General features: G+C 75.0%; 15 protein-coding genes and 1 tRNA gene. 12 read left to right on the forward strand and 4 right to left on the reverse strand.

Features of this window, described 5'->3' with window-relative positions:
* Positions 1–59 precede the first annotated feature (59 nt).
* From KBX06_RS22800 to KBX06_RS22845, 9 genes are all read left to right on the forward strand, one after another.
* Positions 60–653 (forward strand): hypothetical protein, encoded by a 594-nt coding sequence (locus tag KBX06_RS22800; RefSeq protein ID WP_210838447.1) that lies wholly within the window; start codon positions 60–62, stop codon positions 651–653.
* Between the two features lie 420 nt (positions 654–1,073).
* Positions 1,074–4,373: a formate dehydrogenase gene (gene fdh, locus KBX06_RS22810; RefSeq protein WP_307854727.1), complete on the forward strand. Its 3,300-nt coding sequence runs from the start codon at positions 1,074–1,076 to the stop codon at positions 4,371–4,373.
* Positions 4,363–5,286, forward strand: a complete 924-nt coding sequence (locus tag KBX06_RS22815) for a 4Fe-4S dicluster domain-containing protein (protein WP_210838450.1) — start codon at positions 4,363–4,365, stop codon at positions 5,284–5,286. Before fdh ends, KBX06_RS22815 begins: the two co-directional genes overlap by 11 nt.
* A complete protein-coding gene (gene nrfD, locus KBX06_RS22820; protein ID WP_247686488.1) occupies positions 5,283–6,281 on the forward strand; it encodes an NrfD/PsrC family molybdoenzyme membrane anchor subunit in 999 nt (332 codons plus the stop codon). Before KBX06_RS22815 ends, nrfD begins: the two co-directional genes overlap by 4 nt.
* Before the next feature lie 45 nt (positions 6,282–6,326).
* Positions 6,327–6,422 (forward strand) — tRNA-Sec (locus KBX06_RS22825).
* Between the two features lie 19 nt (positions 6,423–6,441).
* Complete coding sequence (gene selA, locus KBX06_RS22830; RefSeq protein ID WP_210838453.1) at positions 6,442–7,746, forward strand: L-seryl-tRNA(Sec) selenium transferase; 1,305 nt, start codon at positions 6,442–6,444, stop codon at positions 7,744–7,746.
* Between the two features lie 3 nt (positions 7,747–7,749).
* Positions 7,750–9,513 carry a selenocysteine-specific translation elongation factor gene (gene selB / locus KBX06_RS22835; RefSeq protein WP_210838455.1) on the forward strand — a complete coding sequence of 588 codons (1,764 nt, stop codon included), beginning with the start codon at positions 7,750–7,752 and terminating at the stop codon, positions 9,511–9,513.
* A 40-nt stretch (positions 9,514–9,553) separates the two neighbouring features.
* Entirely contained in the window at positions 9,554–9,751 is a 198-nt protein-coding gene (locus KBX06_RS22840) for a hypothetical protein (protein ID WP_091106973.1), read from the forward strand.
* Between the two features lie 193 nt (positions 9,752–9,944).
* Complete coding sequence (locus KBX06_RS22845; protein ID WP_210838630.1) at positions 9,945–10,130, forward strand: hypothetical protein; 186 nt, start codon at positions 9,945–9,947, stop codon at positions 10,128–10,130.
* A gap of 6 nt (positions 10,131–10,136) precedes the next feature.
* On the opposite strand, the gene KBX06_RS22850 is transcribed toward KBX06_RS22845, so the two are convergent.
* Positions 10,137–10,787, reverse strand: a complete 651-nt coding sequence (locus KBX06_RS22850) for a hypothetical protein (RefSeq protein WP_210838457.1) — start codon at positions 10,785–10,787, stop codon at positions 10,137–10,139.
* 120 nt (positions 10,788–10,907) lie between these two features.
* Between KBX06_RS22850 and KBX06_RS22855 the strand changes: the two genes are divergently transcribed.
* A complete protein-coding gene (locus KBX06_RS22855; RefSeq protein ID WP_210838459.1) occupies positions 10,908–11,111 on the forward strand; it encodes a hypothetical protein in 204 nt (67 codons plus the stop codon).
* On the opposite strand, the gene KBX06_RS22860 is transcribed toward KBX06_RS22855, so the two are convergent.
* The 3 genes from KBX06_RS22860 to KBX06_RS22870 all read right to left on the reverse strand — a co-directional run bounded on the left by KBX06_RS22860 (position 11,108) and on the right by KBX06_RS22870 (position 12,770).
* Positions 11,108–11,587 carry a hypothetical protein gene (locus KBX06_RS22860; protein ID WP_210838461.1) on the reverse strand — a complete coding sequence of 160 codons (480 nt, stop codon included), beginning with the start codon at positions 11,585–11,587 and terminating at the stop codon, positions 11,108–11,110. The genes KBX06_RS22855 and KBX06_RS22860 overlap by 4 nt on opposite strands.
* Positions 11,584–11,796 (reverse strand): phosphatidylethanolamine-binding protein, encoded by a 213-nt coding sequence (locus KBX06_RS22865; protein WP_210838463.1) that lies wholly within the window; start codon positions 11,794–11,796, stop codon positions 11,584–11,586. The genes KBX06_RS22860 and KBX06_RS22865 overlap by 4 nt, the downstream gene beginning before the upstream one ends.
* Positions 11,797–11,891: 95 nt before the next feature.
* Positions 11,892–12,770, reverse strand: coding sequence for a universal stress protein (locus tag KBX06_RS22870; protein ID WP_210838465.1), 879 nt, complete (start codon positions 12,768–12,770; stop codon positions 11,892–11,894).
* 119 nt (positions 12,771–12,889) lie between these two features.
* On the opposite strand from KBX06_RS22870, the gene KBX06_RS22875 reads away from it, so the two are divergent.
* Both KBX06_RS22875 and KBX06_RS22880 read left to right on the forward strand, forming a co-directional pair.
* On the forward strand, positions 12,890–13,636 hold the full coding sequence (locus KBX06_RS22875) for an SAM-dependent methyltransferase (RefSeq protein WP_210838467.1): 747 nt from the start codon (positions 12,890–12,892) through the stop codon (positions 13,634–13,636).
* 231 nt (positions 13,637–13,867) lie between these two features.
* On the forward strand, positions 13,868–15,046 hold the full coding sequence (locus KBX06_RS22880) for a PP2C family protein-serine/threonine phosphatase (RefSeq protein ID WP_210838469.1): 1,179 nt from the start codon (positions 13,868–13,870) through the stop codon (positions 15,044–15,046).
* Positions 15,047–15,077 lie beyond the last annotated feature (31 nt).

Raw genomic sequence — 15,077 nt, forward strand, 5'->3', positions numbered from 1 at the left:
CGTGCAGCCGATTCCCCCTTTTCGGTGTGTGGGTGCCGACCCCCGAATGGAGCATTTTGATGAACACGTTCCTGCGTAAGGGCGTTCTTGGTGTTGCGGGTCTGGCGTTTGCCGGTGGCGTGTTCGCTGGTCCGGCTGTCGCGGATGCCGCGCCGGCGGTGGACACCATGCCGGTGGCGGTGGCGGTGCAGGCCGACAAGCCGTCGATCGACACGGCGAAGCTGGTTCCGCATGGTGTGCAGGGCGCGCAGTCGCACGTCGAGTTGTCCGACGAGCAGGTGGCCAACGTCAAGGCGATCGTCGCGGCGACGAAGAAGGCCGGCATGGACGAGCGCGCCGCGGTGGTGTCGATCGCGACGGCGTTGCAGGAGTCGAAGTTGGAGAACCTGGGTCATCTGGGTGACCGCAACGACCACGACTCGCAGGGTCTGTTCCAGCAGCGTCCGTCCAGTGGTTGGGGCACGGTCGAGCAGATCACCGACCCCGAGTACTCCACCCTCGCGTTCCTCAAGGGCCTCAAGCAGGTCGACGGGTGGCAGGACATGCCCCTGACCGAGGCCGCGCAGACGGTGCAGGTGTCGGCGTACCCCGACCACTACGCCCAGTGGGAGCAGCAGGCCGCCGACCTCGTCGCCGAGCACTGGAACAGCTGACCACAGACCTTCCACGCAAGGGGGATCGCTGGCCGGCACCCGAACCCGGGTGCCGGCCAGCGGCACGAATCGACCGCCGGTGGGAACATCGCGGCCCGCCGGCTGGTTGAATGAGGTGTCGGTGTGTCCAGTGTCCCCGGGCCTCACCTAAATTGCCTTCGCGGAATACCGTCCGGCTGGAGCCGCGTCGCGCCACTCGCCGAGAGGCGACATGCACACCGACACCAGCGCCGCCCCCGGGCCTCAGGGCCCGGGGGCGGCGTCGTGTCGTCCGGCACCCGTACCCCTGGCGAAGCCGACCCACCGGTCGCGGACGTGGGCTTCGGGGTGGCGATCGGGCGGCACGGGTCGCGGTGCCGCGCGGCCTGGCCTATGTTCATGGTGGCAACGTCGCCCGGGCCGGGAGAGGGGGTGTCGCGCGTGGGCCTGCGGACCTTCATCCAGGGCTGGCCGGTATACCGGCAACTCACCGGCACCGACCCGCTGGGCCGGGGCGCTGCGGCGCAGTCCGACCGGTCGGCGCGGCTGAGCGCCCGCACGGAGACCGCCGACAGCGTGGCCCGCTCGGTCTGCCCCTACTGCGCGGTCGGCTGCGGCCAGCGCGTCTACGTCGAGGACAACGAGGTCACCCAGATCGAGGGCGACCCGGACAGCCCGATCTCCCGGGGGCGGCTGTGCCCCAAGGGGTCGGCCAGCAAGAGCCTCGTGACGAGCCCGCTGCGGCAGACGAAGGTCCGCTACCGGCGGCCCTTCGCCACCGAGTGGGAGGATCTGGAGCTCGACGTCGCGCTCGACATGATCGCCGACCGGATCCTCGCCGCCCGCGCGCAGACCTGGGAGGACGTCGACGGGCAGGGCCGGCCGCTCAACCGCACGCTGGGCATCTCCAGCCTGGGCGGGGCGACGTTGGACAACGAGGAGAACTACCTCATCAAGAAGCTGTTCACGGCGATGGGGGCGCTCCAGATCGAGAACCAGGCGCGCATTTGACACTCCGCCACCGTCCCCGGTCTGGGGGCCAGCTTCGGTCGCGGTGGTGCGACGGACTTCCAGCAGGACGTCGCCAACGCTGACGTCGTCGTCATCCAGGGCTCGAACATGGCCGAGGCCCACCCGGTGGGTTTCCAGTGGGTGATGGAGGCCAAGCGGCGCGGCGCCAAGGTCTTCCACGTCGACCCGCGGTTCACCCGCACCAGCGCGCTGGCCGACTCCTACCTGCCGATCCGTGCGGGTTCCGACATCGCGCTGCTCGGTGGCGTGGTGCGGCACATCCTGCACAACGAGCTGGACTTCCGGGAGTACGTGCTGGCCTACACCAACGCGGCGACGATCGTCAGCGAGCGGTTCGTCGACACCGAGGACGGCGACGGCTTCTTCTCCGGGTTCGACCCGGAGACGGGCAGCTACGTCCAGGACTCCTGGCAGTACGCGGGCCACGAGTCGGACTCCGGCAGCGGCCACACCGCCCAGGAGCGCGACACCGCCGCCGGGCTGCGCCACGAGTCGCACGGCGCCCAGGTGGGCGGGCAGACCGTACGGGACGAGACGTTGCAGCACCCGCGCTGCGTCTACCAGATCCTCAAGCGGCACTTCGCCCGCTACACCCCGGAGATGGTGGAGCGGGTCTGCGGCATCCCCCGGGAGAAGTTCCTGGAGCTGGCCGAGGCCTGGACGGCCAACTCGGGCCGGGAGCGCACCGGCGTGCTGATCTACTCGGTGGGGTGGACGCAGCACAGCGTCGGCGTGCAGTACATCCGTACGGGCGCGATCATCCAGCTGCTGCTGGGCAACATGGGCCGCCCCGGCGGGGGCATCCTGGCCCTGCGCGGGCACGCCAGCATCCAGGGTTCCACCGACATCCCGACGCTGTTCAACCTGCTGCCCGGCTACCTGCCGATGCCGCACCACGCCGACCACCCCACCTTCGACGAGTGGGTGGACAGCATCCGCCACCCGGGCCAGAAGGGTTTCTGGGGCAACGCGCGCGCCTACGCGGCGAGCCTGCTGAAGGCGTACTGGGGGGACGCGGCAACCCCGGAGAACGACTTCTGTTACGGCTACCTGCCCCGGATGACCGGCGACCACGGGACGTACCAGCAGGTGCTGAACATGATCGACGGGAAGGTGCGCGGCTACTTCCTGCTCGGCCAGAACCCGGCGGTGGGCTCGGCGCACGGCCGGGCGCAGCGCCTCGGCATGGCCAACCTGGACTGGCTGGTGGTCCGCGACCTGTTCATGATCGAGAGCGCGACGTTCTGGCGGAACAGCCCGGAGGTCGCCACCGGCGAGATCGTGCCGGAGCAGTGCAGGACGGAGGTGTTCTTCCTGCCGGCCGCCTCGCACGTGGAGAAGGAGGGCACCTTCACCCAGACCCAGCGGCTGTTGCAGTGGCGGGAGAAGGCCGTGGACCCGCCGGGCGACGCCCGCTCCGAGCTGTGGTTCTTCTACCATCTGGGGCTGCGGCTGCGGGAGAAGCTGGCCGGCTCCGAGCTGCCGCGCGACCGGGCGCTGCTCGACCTGGCCTGGGACTATCCCACGCACGGCCCGCACGCCGAGCCGGTCGCCGAGGCGGTGCTGCGCGAGATCAACGGCTACGAGGTGGCGACCGGTCGCCCGCTGTCCGCGTTCGCCGAGGCCCGCGACGACGGTTCCACCGCCGTCGGCTGCTGGATCTACTGCGGGGTGTACGCCGACGGCGTCAACCAGGCCGCCCGCCGCAGGTCGCGTCACGAGCAGGACTGGGTGGCCGCCGAGTGGGGCTGGGCGTGGCCGGCGAACCGGCGCATCCTCTACAACCGTGCCTCCGCCGACCCGTGGGGCCGGCCGTGGAGCGAGCGCAAACGCTACGTCTGGTGGGATCCGGACGCCGGGCAGTGGACGGGCTACGACGTGCCGGACTTCGAGCGCACCAAGCCGCCGACGTACCGGCCGCCCGAGGGCGCGTCCGGCCCGGAGGGGATTGCCGGTGACGACCCGTTCGTCATGCAGGGCGACGGCAAGGGCTGGCTGTACGCGCCCAGCGGCGTGCTCGACGGCCCGCTGCCGACGCACTACGAGCCGGCCGAGTCGCCGGTGCGCAACCCGCTCTACCGGCAGCAGGCCAACCCCACCCGCAAGGTGTACGCGCACCCGGTGAACTCGGTGAACCCGAGCCCGCCGCAGGAGCACAGTCAGGTCTTCCCGTACGTGTTCACGGTCAGCCGGCTCACCGAGCACCACACGGCGGGCGGGATGAGCCGTACGGTGCGGCCGCTGGCGGAGCTGCAACCGGAGATGTTCGTCGAGGTGTCCCCGGACCTGGCCGCGGAGGCGGGCCTGGCGCACCTGGGCTGGGCGCACCTGGTCAGCGGGCGGGCGGTGATCGAGGCCAAGGTGCTCGTCACCGACCGGCTCACCCCGCTGCGCGTCGACGGTCAGATCGTCCACCAGGTGTGGCTGCCGTACCACTTCGGTTTCGAGGGCCTGGTGACCGGCGACTCGGCCAACGACCTGTTCGGGATCACCCTGGACCCGAACGTGCTGATCCAGGAGAGCAAGATCGGTACCTGTGACGTGCGGCCGGGGCGGCGGCCCACCGGCCCGGCCCTGCTGGACCTGGTGGCCGACTACCAGCGGCGGGCGGGCATCGTCCCCGGCCACCCGGCCCCGACGCTCACCCCGGGGGCGCTCGCCCCGCCGGCCCCCGCCGACGGCGCCGGGAAGGGCCGCGATGCTTCCTGACCCGCACAGCCTGTCCGGGCCGCTGGATCCCGCCCCGGAGGCCGGCTGGACCGACGCGCCGCCCCGGATGGGTTTCTTCACCGACACCAGCGTCTGCATCGGCTGCAAGGCGTGCGAGGTGGCCTGCAAGGAGTGGAACGACGTTCCCGGTTCGGGGCTGGACCTGCTCGGCATGTCGTACGACAACACCGGCGCGCTGACCGCGAACTCGTGGCGGCACGTGGCGTTCGTCGAGCAGTCCCGACCGGCCGGGCACCCCGCCGGCGTGGCGGGGGCCGGACCGCAGTTCCTGGGGATGCCCGGGGCGCAGCCGCCGGGGCGCGCAGGGGGCGCGCAGGGCCGCACCGACTTCCGCTGGCTGATGATGTCCGACGTCTGCAAGCACTGCACCCACGCCGCCTGCCTGGACGTCTGCCCCACCGGCTCGCTGTTCCGCACCGAGTTCGGCACGGTGGTGGTGCAGGAGGACATCTGCAACGGCTGCGGCTACTGCATCTCCGCCTGCCCCTACGGCGTCATCGACCAGCGTGAGGGCGACGGCCGGGCGTGGAAGTGCACGCTGTGCTACGACCGGATCGGGGCCGGGAAGACCCCCGCCTGCGCGCAGGCGTGCCCGACCGAGTCGATCCAGTACGGGCCGCTCGACGAGTTGCGGGAACGGGCGGCGGCCCGGGTGGCGACGCTGCACGAGCGGGGCGTGGGCGAGGCGCGGCTCTACGGGCACGACCCGGGCGACGGGGTCGGCGGCGACGGCGCGTTCTTCCTGCTGCTCGACGAGCCAGAGGTGTACGGGCTGCCGCCCGACCCGGTGGTCACCACCCGGGACCTGCCGAAGATGTGGAAGCGGGCCGGTCTGGCCGCGCTGGCGATGGCGGCGGCGGCCGTGGCCGCGTTCGTGGGAGGTTCCTCTTGACTGGGGTCGGGCGGCGGGGTCGCGGGCGGGGCCGGCGCGGCGGCGAGGAACTCCGGGTGCCGGAGGCCGAGTTCACCTCCTACTACGGCCGGCCGATCCTGAAGGCGCCGGTCTGGAAGTGGGACATCGCCGCGTACCTGTTCACCGGCGGGCTGGCGGCCGGCTCGTCGCTGCTCGCGGCGGGCGGGCAGCTCACCGGCCGGCCGGCGCTGCGCAGCGCCGGCCGGGTCACCTCGCTGGCGGCGGTGACGGCCAGCACCGTCTTCCTGATCAGGGACCTGGGCCGGCCCGCCCGGTTCCATCACATGCTGCGGGTGGCCAAGCCCACCTCGCCCATGTCCGTGGGCACCTGGATCCTCAGCGCGTTCGGTCCGGCCGCCGGCGTCGCGGCGGTGGCCGAGGGCGCGGCGTGGCTGCCCGAGCGGGGGCTGTCCGGCCTCGCCCGCCGGGTGCTGCCACCGGTCGGGCACGCCGCCGGGCTGGCCGCCGCGGTGACCGCGCCGGCGCTGGCCACGTACACCGGGGTGCTGTTGGCCGACACGGCGGTACCGTCCTGGCACGAGGCGTACCCGGACCTGCCGGTCATCTTCGCGGGCAGTGCCCTGGCCAGCGGCGCCGGAGTGGGGTTGATCGCCGCGCCCGTCGCACAGGCCGGCCCCGCCCGCCGGATGGCGGTGGCGGGCGCGGCCCTGGAGCTGTACGGCTCGCACCGCGTGGAGACCCGGCTCGGGCTGCTCAGCGAGCCCTACCGCACGGGGTCCGCCGGCCGGCTGCTGCGCGCCGGACGGGCGCTGACGGCGCTCGGGGTGGCTGGCGCGCTGCTGGGTCGGCGCAGCCGGACGCTCTCCGCGTTGTCCGGGGCGGCCCTGCTGGGCGCCTCGGTGGCGACCCGGTTCGGTATCTTCCACGGCGGCGTCGCCTCGGCGCGGGATCCGAAGTACACGGTGGTGCCGCAGCGCGAGCGCCTTCAGCGGCGGCGCGCCGCCGAGGGCTGAGGCCTCCCCGCACACGCCCGCCGGTCCTGTGGTTCACTGCTGCGTGGAGGCGTTCAGGCGGCTGGTGCCCCTCCCGGTCTTCAAAACCGGAGTGGTCCGGGATCCGGGCCAGGCGGGTTCGATTCCCGTCCGTCTCCGCCATGCTGCGGAAGAGGGGACCATGAGGGACGTCGCGGCCGATCCGCGCCGGCGGGTGCCGCGTACCGACGCGTTGCTCGCCGACCCCCGGCTGGCCGCCGCGGCGAGCAGCGTGGGTCGGGAGCGGGTCAAGGCCGCCGTCCACCGCGCCCAGGAGCGCGCCCGGCGGGGCGAGATCACCCCCGAGGCGGTACGCGACGCCGCGCTGGCCGCCCTGCCGGCGTCGGGGCCCCGGGTGGTGCTCAACGCCACCGGGGTGGTGCTGCACACCAACCTGGGTCGCGCCGCGCTGTCGCCCGCCGCCGTCGCGGCGGTCGCCGCCGCCACCGGGCACACCGACGTCGAGCTGGACCTGCGTACCGGGCGGCGGGCCCGGCGCGGACGCGACGCCCTCGACGCCCTCGCGGCGGCGGTGCCGGACGCGGGTGCGGTGCACGTGGTCAACAACGGCGCCGCCGCGCTGGTGCTCGCCGCCACCGCGCTGGCCGCCGACGCCGAGATCGTCGTGAGTCGGGGCGAGCTGGTGGAGATCGGCGACGGGTTCCGCCTGCCGGAGCTGCTGGAGAGCACCGGCGCCCGGCTGCGCGAGGTCGGCACCACCAACCGCAGCACCCTCGACGACTACGCCGCCGCGATCGGTCCCCGTACCGGTTTCGTGCTCAAGGTGCACCCGTCGAACTTCCAGGTCACCGGCTTCACCTCCGCCGTGCCCGTGCGGGCGCTGGCCACCCTCGGCGTCCCGGTGGTCGCCGACATCGGCTCCGGGCTGCTCGCGCCCGACCCGTTGCTGCCCGCCGAGCCGGATGCCGCCGGCACCCTGCGGGCCGGGGCGGCGCTGGTCACCGCCAGCGGCGACAAGCTGCTCGGCGGCCCGCAGGCCGGCCTGCTGCTCGGCGCCGCCGATCTCGTCGAGCGGCTGCGCCGCCACCCCCTCGCCCGGGCGTTGCGGGTGGACAAGCTGACCCTCGCCGCGCTCGCCGCCACCCTCGGCGACCCGGCCACCCCCACCCGGGCCGCGCTGCACGCCGACCCGGACGCCCTGCGTGCGCGCACCGAGCGGCTGCGCGACGCGCTCGCCGCCGACGGGTGCGAGGCGCAGGTGGTGCCCGCCGGGGCGGTCGTCGGCGGCGGCGGAGCGCCCGGCGTCGAGTTGCCCTCCTGGGCGCTCGCCCTGCCCGAGCGCTACGCGGGGCCGCTGCGTCTCGGCGACCCGCCGGTGCTGGGCCGGGTCGTACGGGGGCGGCTGCTGCTGGACCTGCGCTGCGTGCCCGCCGACGCCGACGCCGTGCTGCGCGCCGCCGTGCTGCGCGTACCCGGGCGGGGCTGAGCCGTGTTCGTGGTGGCCACCGCCGGGCACGTCGACCACGGCAAGTCGACCCTGGTCCGGGCGCTGACGGGGATGGAACCCGACCGGTGGGCCGAGGAACGCCGCCGCGGCATGACCATCGACCTCGGCTTCGCCTGGACGACGCTGCCCTCGGGCGCGACGGTCGCGTTCGTCGACGTGCCGGGGCACGAGCGGTTCGTGCCGAACATGCTCGCCGGGGTCGGCCCGGTGCCCGCCGCGCTGGTCGTCGTGGCCGCCGACGAGGGCTGGATGCCGCAGTCGGCCGAGCACCTGGCGGCGCTGGACGCGCTCGGTGTGGCGTACGGGCTGCTGGTGGTGACCCGCGCGGACCTGGCGGATCCGGGGCCGGCGACGGCGCGGGCCCGGGCGGAGCTGGCCGCCACCTGCCTCGGCGCCGTCGACGCGGTCGCCGTCAGCGCGGTCACCGGCGCGGGCCTGCCGCGGCTGCGCGCGGCCCTGGACCGGCTCGCCGCCCGGCTGCCCGCCCCGCCCGCCGACGCCCCGGTGCGGCTGTGGGTGGACCGCGCGTTCACGGTCCGGGGCGCCGGCACGGTGGTGACCGGCACCCTCGGCGGCGGGCGGCTGCGGGTCGGCGACGAGCTGGAGCTCGCCGGCAGCGCCCAGACGGTGCGGGTACGCGGCCTGCACTGCCTGGGCGTGGCGCGGCCCGAAGTCGACCCGGTCGCCCGGGTGGCGGTGAACCTGCGCGGCACGCCCCGCGACCGCCTCGGGCGGGGCGACGCGCTGCTCAGCCCCGGCCGGTTCCACCGCACGGACCTGCTGGACGTCCGGCTGGCCGGCGACCCGGCGGCGCGGCTGCCGGCCACCCTCACGCTGCACATCGGGGCGGCGGCGGTGCCGGCGCGGGTCCGGCCCCTCGGCGGGGACACCGTCCGGCTGCGGCTGGCCCGGCCGCTGCCGCTGCGGGTCGGCGACCGGGCGCTGCTGCGCGATCCGGGCCGGCACCACGTCGCGGGCGGGGTGACCGTGCTGGACGTCGCGCCGCCGCCGCTGACCCGCCGGGGCGCGGCGGTCGCCCGAGCGGCCGTGCTGGCGACCGTGGACGGCCGCGCCGACCTGGCCGGCGAGCTGCGTCGGCGGCGCCTGGCGCGGACCGCCGACCTGCTGCGCTGCGGCGTCGAGGTCACCGGCCGGCCGGTCGCCGGCGACTGGCTGGCCGACCCGGAGCACTGGCGGGTCCTCGGCGCCCGGCTGGTCGAGGAGGTCGCCCGGCACGCCCGGGAGCATCCGCTGGAGCCGGGCGCGCCGGTCGAGTTGCTGCGCCAGCGCCTGGACCTGCCCGAGCGGGCGCTGGTCGAGGCGCTGGTGCGGCCACCGCTGCGGCTGCGCGCCGGTCGGGTCACCGCTGTGGCGGCCGACGTGCTGCCGGAGCCGGTGGCCCGGGCCGTGGCGCGGGTGCGCGCCGAGTACGCCGACCGCCCGTTCCGGGCCCCCGAGGCCGAGCACCTCGCCGACCTGGGACTGGGTCCCCGGGAGATCGGCGCGGCCGTGCGGGCGGGGGCGCTGCTGCGGCTGGCCGAGAACGTGGTGCTGCTGCCCGGCGCGGCCGACGACGCCGTGCGGGTCCTGGCCGGGCTGCCCCAGCCGTTCACGCTCAGCGCCGCCCGGCAGGCGCTGGACACCACCCGCCGGGTCGCGGTGCCGCTGCTGGAGCTGCTGGACCGTCGCGGCGCCACCCGGCGGCTGCCCGACGACGCGCGGGTCGTGGTCGCGGCCGGGTCCTGAAGCCGCCCCGGCGGGGCCGGTGGTCGCCTAGCGTGGCGCCATGGACCCTTCCGCGGTCTGGCGGGACAGGCAGCACCGGTGGCGGATCGAGGCGTACCGGGCGCCGGACCTGCGTTTCGCGATCTTCGCCACCAACGGCACCACGGAGTCCGCGCCGCTGTGGCTGTTCGGGATGTCGGCGCTGGCCCGGTGGCTGATGACGCACAAGATCTCCCTCGACGACCTGGAGGTCGACTGACATGGGGGCGCAGCTCGGTCAGCTCGCGCCGGTGGCGGGGCCGGTGCTGGTCGACGCGGCCCTGTCGGGCAGCGAGATGGCACTGGTGACGCTGCGCGGCTTCGCCGCCGACGCCTGAACCGGCGCCACCCGACCGGGTGAAAACGGACAGATCCCCGGCGTCGGGCGTGCACGGGACCGTACCGTCCGGTGCGTGAAGGACCGAGGGATGCGGACGTTCGTCACCGTGCTGGCCGGGCTCGCGGTGATCTACTTCGGCACCACCGGACGCAGCGAGGAGGACGGCCGCGGTGTGTCCGGGGGCCTCGTCGTGCTCGCGCTGCTGGCGGCGCTGCTGGTGTGGCACCTGACGAAGCCGGGCGACAAGACGGTCAAGTAGACCCGCTCACCCGGCGGCGGCGCGGGTGACCTCGCCGGCGGACTCCTCGCCGAGGGACACCCGGACCAGCGCCGAGGCGAGCCGGCCGAAGTCGCCCGGGCCGACCAGCCCGGCCAGCCGGTCCGCCGAGCCGGGCAGGCCGAGGCGTGTCGCGCCGGCCAGGGCCCGCCGGTCGGCGAACGGGCGCAGGTCCGGCCAGACCACCTGCGCCTCGCGCAGGAAGATGTCGGCGCCGGTGGGGCCGATGCCGGGGAACTCGGTGAGCAGCCGGCGCAGCCCGGCCGGTTCCCCGCCGGCGTCGCGGTGCAACCGGCGCAGGTCGCCCCGCCAACGGTCCAGGCACAGCCGGGCCCCGGTGCCGAGCATCGTCGAGGTCCGCTCGTCGTAGCGGCGGTAGTGGCCCCGGCCCAGCGCGTCGACGCGGTCCTGCCAGCTCGCCGCCTCCATCGCCTGCGGGGTCCGCAGGCCGGCGGCGAACAGCTCCCGCGCGGCCGACACGGCCACCCCGGCCCGGATCCGGTTGCTCAGCAGCGTGGCGAGCACCAGCAGCTGGTAGAGCGGAGCCGGCCGGTCGGTGAGGGTGATGCCCGCCTCCTCGGCGTACGTGCGGCCCTGCCGGTCCAGCAGGACCCGCGCCACCTTCCGGTCGTCGCCCATTCCTCGCGTGTACCCGTCCTGGGCCCGGCCACCCCTGCGACCGTCCGTCCCGACGGGTATGCCGCAGGGGCGGACGGGTAACCGGCCCGGGACACGGTCGAACCCCGGAAGGAGAGACCCGTGGTGAATCCGCAGCAGGAGGAGTTCCGCCGCAACAACAAGGGCGCCACCAGCCAGGACAGCAAGGGGCCAGGGCCGACGGGGCACCCGCGCAACCGCGGCTCGTCGCACGGCGACGACGGGCGGCCGGTGCCCCGGGGACAGGTGTCGCCGTACGGCCCGGCCACGGAGCCGGTCGCCGACGACGAGAGCGCCGGCGGCTAGCCGCCCCGGCCCGAGGCGGGCGGCCGCAGCCGGTTCCAGGTGGCTGCGGCCGCCACGCCGTACGCGAGGTGCGGCACGAGGTCGGCCAGCCAGTCCGAGCGGCGCCAGGTGCGCGGATCGGTCACCCCGAGCACGGTCATCGAACCGTCGGACATCGTCATCACGCTGCCGCCGAGCACGCCGGCGGCCAGCAACAGCGGCATGCGGTGCCCGCGGGCCAGCAGGGCGTACCCGACTCCCGCGGCGACGCCGATGCCGTAGCCGAGCAGGGGGCCGAGGCCCGAGCGGCGGTTCGCCGCCCGCTCCTCGGCCCCCAGGTCGACGTGGGCCACCTGGGCCAGCCGGCCGGCGGTCTTCTCCGGCGTGCTGCTCGCCGGTCGCGCCCGCGCCGCCATGTCCAGGTAACTGACCACGTTCAGGGCGGTGCTGCCGACCGCGCCGGCGATCGCCCCGTCGGCCAGGACCGCCGCCCTCACTTCGGGTCGCCCGGTTCGCGCTCGCCCTTGGGGCCGTAGGTCCGCTCACCACGCACGATTCCCCGCTGCCCGCGGTCGGACTGCAGGATCCGGTTGGCCACGTCGTTGGCCTTGTCGTCCGGCACCCGCCGTCCCGAATCGTCGATCGCGTTGCGGATGCGCGCCCGCTGCTTGTCGTACGCGTTGCTGCCCGGCCGTGGTCCTGGCATCTCTGCCTCCTCCGGTCGTCGTCCGTTGGCGTACCGCGGTCGTCTACCCGCCTGCGCCGCGACCAACCCCGCGACCGGTTCGTCGCGGTACCGGCTCAGTGCGGCGCGCGGACCACCGCGACGGGACAGTCGGCGTGGTGCAGCAGCGACTGGCTCACCGAGCCCAGCAACAACCCGGTCAGCTCGCCGCGCCCCTGCCGGCCGACCACCAGCAGCTGTGCCCGCCGGGACGCCTCGGCCAGCACGGTCGTGGGGCGGCCCCGGGCGGTCTCCCGAGTGACCGGGACGTCCGGCCAGCGCTGCGTCAGTCCGGCCAGCGTCTCGGCGACCACCCGGTCCTCCTCGGAACGCAGCTCGGTGTCGTCGTACACCAGTGGTCGCATGTCCCCGGGCCCGGTGGAGGTCGGGTACCGGTAGGCGTGCAACGCGACCAGCGGCGCGCCGCGCACCGACGCCTCGTCGATGGCGAACTCCGCGGCCAGCCGGGCCGTCTCGGAGCCGTCCATTCCGACGATCACGGGCCCGGGGCGGTCGGTACCACGGGCGACCAGCACCGGGCAGTCGGCGTGCGCGACGACCTGCACCGCGACCGAGCCGACCACCAGGGCGGAGAAGCCGCCGAGCCCACGGTCGCCGAGCACGATCATCGCGGCGGCCGGCGACTCGCCGATCAGCACGGCGGCGGCCTCGCCGTCGATGATCTCGCCGGAGATCCGCAGTCCCGGCACGGTGGCCTCGGCCTCGTCCGTCGCGGCGGTGACGACCTGTTCCGCCTGGTGTCGCAGGCCGGCGCCGGGCGGACCGCCGGCGGGGGTGTCGACCGGGACGTGCAGCAGGGGCCAGATGAAGCCGTGCACGATCCGCAGCGGCCGGTGTCGGCGGGCCGCCTCGACGGCGGCGAGCCGTACGGCGCGCAGCGCCGATTCCGAACCGTCCACGCCGACGACCACCGCCGCGCCGTTCGCCGAGTTCACCGCCCACCTCCCGCCGGTCCCCGGCCAGTATCGCGGCCGGCCGTCCGTCGGCGGGCCGATACCGGGCAGGCCGACCGGTGGGTACGCTGTCCACGCCCAACGGGGAGGGAGCGCCGTCGATGGTTGAGCCGGACCAGCCGAGCACCGCGCGCATGATCGACTTCTGGCTCGGTGGGCAGCACCACTTCCCTCTCGACGTGGTGGCCGCCCGCGCCTTCGAGCAGGCGTACGGGCCGTGTGCACCGGTCTTCCGCGAGCTGCGCGCCTTCCTCGGCCGTACGGTCCGGGCGATGGCCGCGCGGGGGGTTGACGGCTTCCTCGTCTTCGGCGCCGGGGTGCCCAGCATGGGCAACGTGCACGAGGTCGCCCCGGAGGCCACCGTGCTCTACACCGACGTCGACCCGGTCACCATCCGCCTCGGCCAGCGTCTGCTGGCCGACAGCGACCGGGCCGGCTACGGCTACGGCGACGCCACCGACATCGGCACGGTCGACCGCGCCCAGTTGCACCGGTTCGTGCCGGGGTGGGGGAGGAGGCCGGTCGGTGTGGTCTTCCTCGGCCTGGCCGCGTTCCTGGACGACGAGACGTTGGCCCGCACCCTCGACGAGCTCCACGAGGCGACCGCGCCGGGCAGTCTGCTCGCCGTCGACTTCGACACCGAGGAGCTGGCCGGTCATCCGGAGGCCCTCGCGATGATGGGGCCGGCGTTCCGGATGCGCGCGCCGGGCGCGTTCCCGCAGCTGCTGGGCCGCTGGGCGCCCACCGACGACGGCATCGTCCCGATCACCCGGTGGCGTCCGGACGGCCCGCCGGCGCAGGTGCCGGACGCCTTCCACGGCGGAATCGCCGTCCGCTCGCCGGACTGACCGGCTCCGGGCCGGCCGCCGCGAGTGTCGTCGAGCGCGCCGCCCACGGCAGCAACGAAGAAGCGCCGGCCTCCCGCGTCGTGGTCCCGGCCTCCCGCGTCGTGGTCCCGGCGCCGCGCGTCGTGGTCCCGGTCGGTCGGGCCGGCCCGCCACGCCCGACCGCCCGCCCGGAGGTGGGGTCCGGCGCCTCCGTATGATGCTTGCCCTACGGCAAGCTTCCGGAGGATGATCATGTTGGAGGCACCGGGCCAGGTCTCGCGTGCGCTTCGTGCGGCCCCGCCCGACCAGGTGGTGGAGGCGGCGGACCGGGCCATCCGGTCCGCTCTGGGCGCCTCGCGAACGGACGTGTTCATCGCCGACTACCGGATCACCGGGCTCTGGCCGGTGCTGGACACCGACCTCGCCGACGGCGGCTCCCTCGCCTGCCACACCATGGCCCAGCGCTGCTTCAGCAGCCAGCAGCCGGTGACCGACGGCACCGACGAGGGCCGGTGCCGGCTCTACCTGCCGCTGTCGGTGTGGGGGGAGCGGCTGGGGGTGCTCCTGGTCGAGCTGCCCGGCCCGCCCCGCCCGGACGTCGTCGAGCGGGCCGCGGACGTCGCCGGCGAACTGGCCGTCGTGCTGCGCGCGGCGGACCGGGAAACCGACCGGTACCGCCGGGTCCGCCGGCGGGAGCGGCTCAGCATGGCCGCGGAGATGCAGTGGGAGCTGCTGCCGGGACGCGGCGTGAGCCACGCGGCGTTCGACCTCGCCGGCCAGTTGGAGCCGGCGTACACGGTCGGCGGGGACCACTTCGACTGGTCCGTGGACCAGGACCGGCTCACCGTCACGGTGCTCAACGGCGCCGGCATCGGGCTGGCGGCGGCGCTGCTGACCGCCGTCACCGTCAACGCGTTGCGCAACGCGCGGCGTTCCGGGGGAAGCCTCGTCGAGCAGGCGGAGCTGGCGTCCGACACGGTCTTCTACCAGCACCGCGGTCGCCGGTACGTGGCCACGCTGCTGCTCGAACTGGACACCGTCACCGGCCGGGTGCGGGCGGTGGACGCCGGCTCCCCGCACCTGCTGCGGCTGCGCGGCGGGACGGTCACGCCCATCCACCTCGAACAGCAACTGCCGCTGGGCATGTTCGCCGAGGCCCGCTACGACGTCCAGGAGTTCGACCTGGAGCCGGGGGACCGGCTCTTCGTGGTCAGCGACGGGGTGTGGGCCGCCGACCCCGGTGACCGCGAGGCGTACGGCGAGCGGGCGATGGCGCGGGCGATGCGCTCCACGCGGCTGCAACCGCCGGCGGAGGCGGTTGGTACGGTGATGCGCGAACTGCACGCCTGGCACGCGGATGTCGACCTGCACGACGACGCGGTCGTCGTGTGCCTGGACTGGCGGGGCTCCGCCGGGCGGGGCGACGGGTGAGAGCCGTCGTCGCGATGGCGGTGAACGAGCG

The organism is Micromonospora sp. C31 (genome assembly GCF_018070575.1).
Classification (GTDB): domain Bacteria; phylum Actinomycetota; class Actinomycetes; order Mycobacteriales; family Micromonosporaceae; genus Micromonospora.

What these genes read in the sequence shown, in the direction of transcription:
- KBX06_RS22800 (WP_210838447.1), top strand. Translation starts at nt 60, where the DNA reads ATGAACACGTTCCTGCGTAAGGGCGTTCTTGGTGTTGCGGGTCTGGCG.
- KBX06_RS22815 (WP_210838450.1), top strand. Translation starts at nt 4,363, where the DNA reads ATGCTTCCTGACCCGCACAGCCTGTCCGGGCCGCTGGATCCCGCCCCG.
- selA (WP_210838453.1), top strand. Translation starts at nt 6,442, where the DNA reads ATGAGGGACGTCGCGGCCGATCCGCGCCGGCGGGTGCCGCGTACCGAC.
- KBX06_RS22840 (WP_091106973.1), top strand. Translation starts at nt 9,554, where the DNA reads ATGGACCCTTCCGCGGTCTGGCGGGACAGGCAGCACCGGTGGCGGATC.
- KBX06_RS22850 (WP_210838457.1), bottom strand. Translation starts at nt 10,787, where the DNA reads ATGGGCGACGACCGGAAGGTGGCGCGGGTCCTGCTGGACCGGCAGGGC.
- KBX06_RS22865 (WP_210838463.1), bottom strand. Translation starts at nt 11,796, where the DNA reads ATGCCAGGACCACGGCCGGGCAGCAACGCGTACGACAAGCAGCGGGCG.
- KBX06_RS22875 (WP_210838467.1), top strand. Translation starts at nt 12,890, where the DNA reads ATGGTTGAGCCGGACCAGCCGAGCACCGCGCGCATGATCGACTTCTGG.
- KBX06_RS22880 (WP_210838469.1), top strand. Translation starts at nt 13,868, where the DNA reads ATGTTGGAGGCACCGGGCCAGGTCTCGCGTGCGCTTCGTGCGGCCCCG.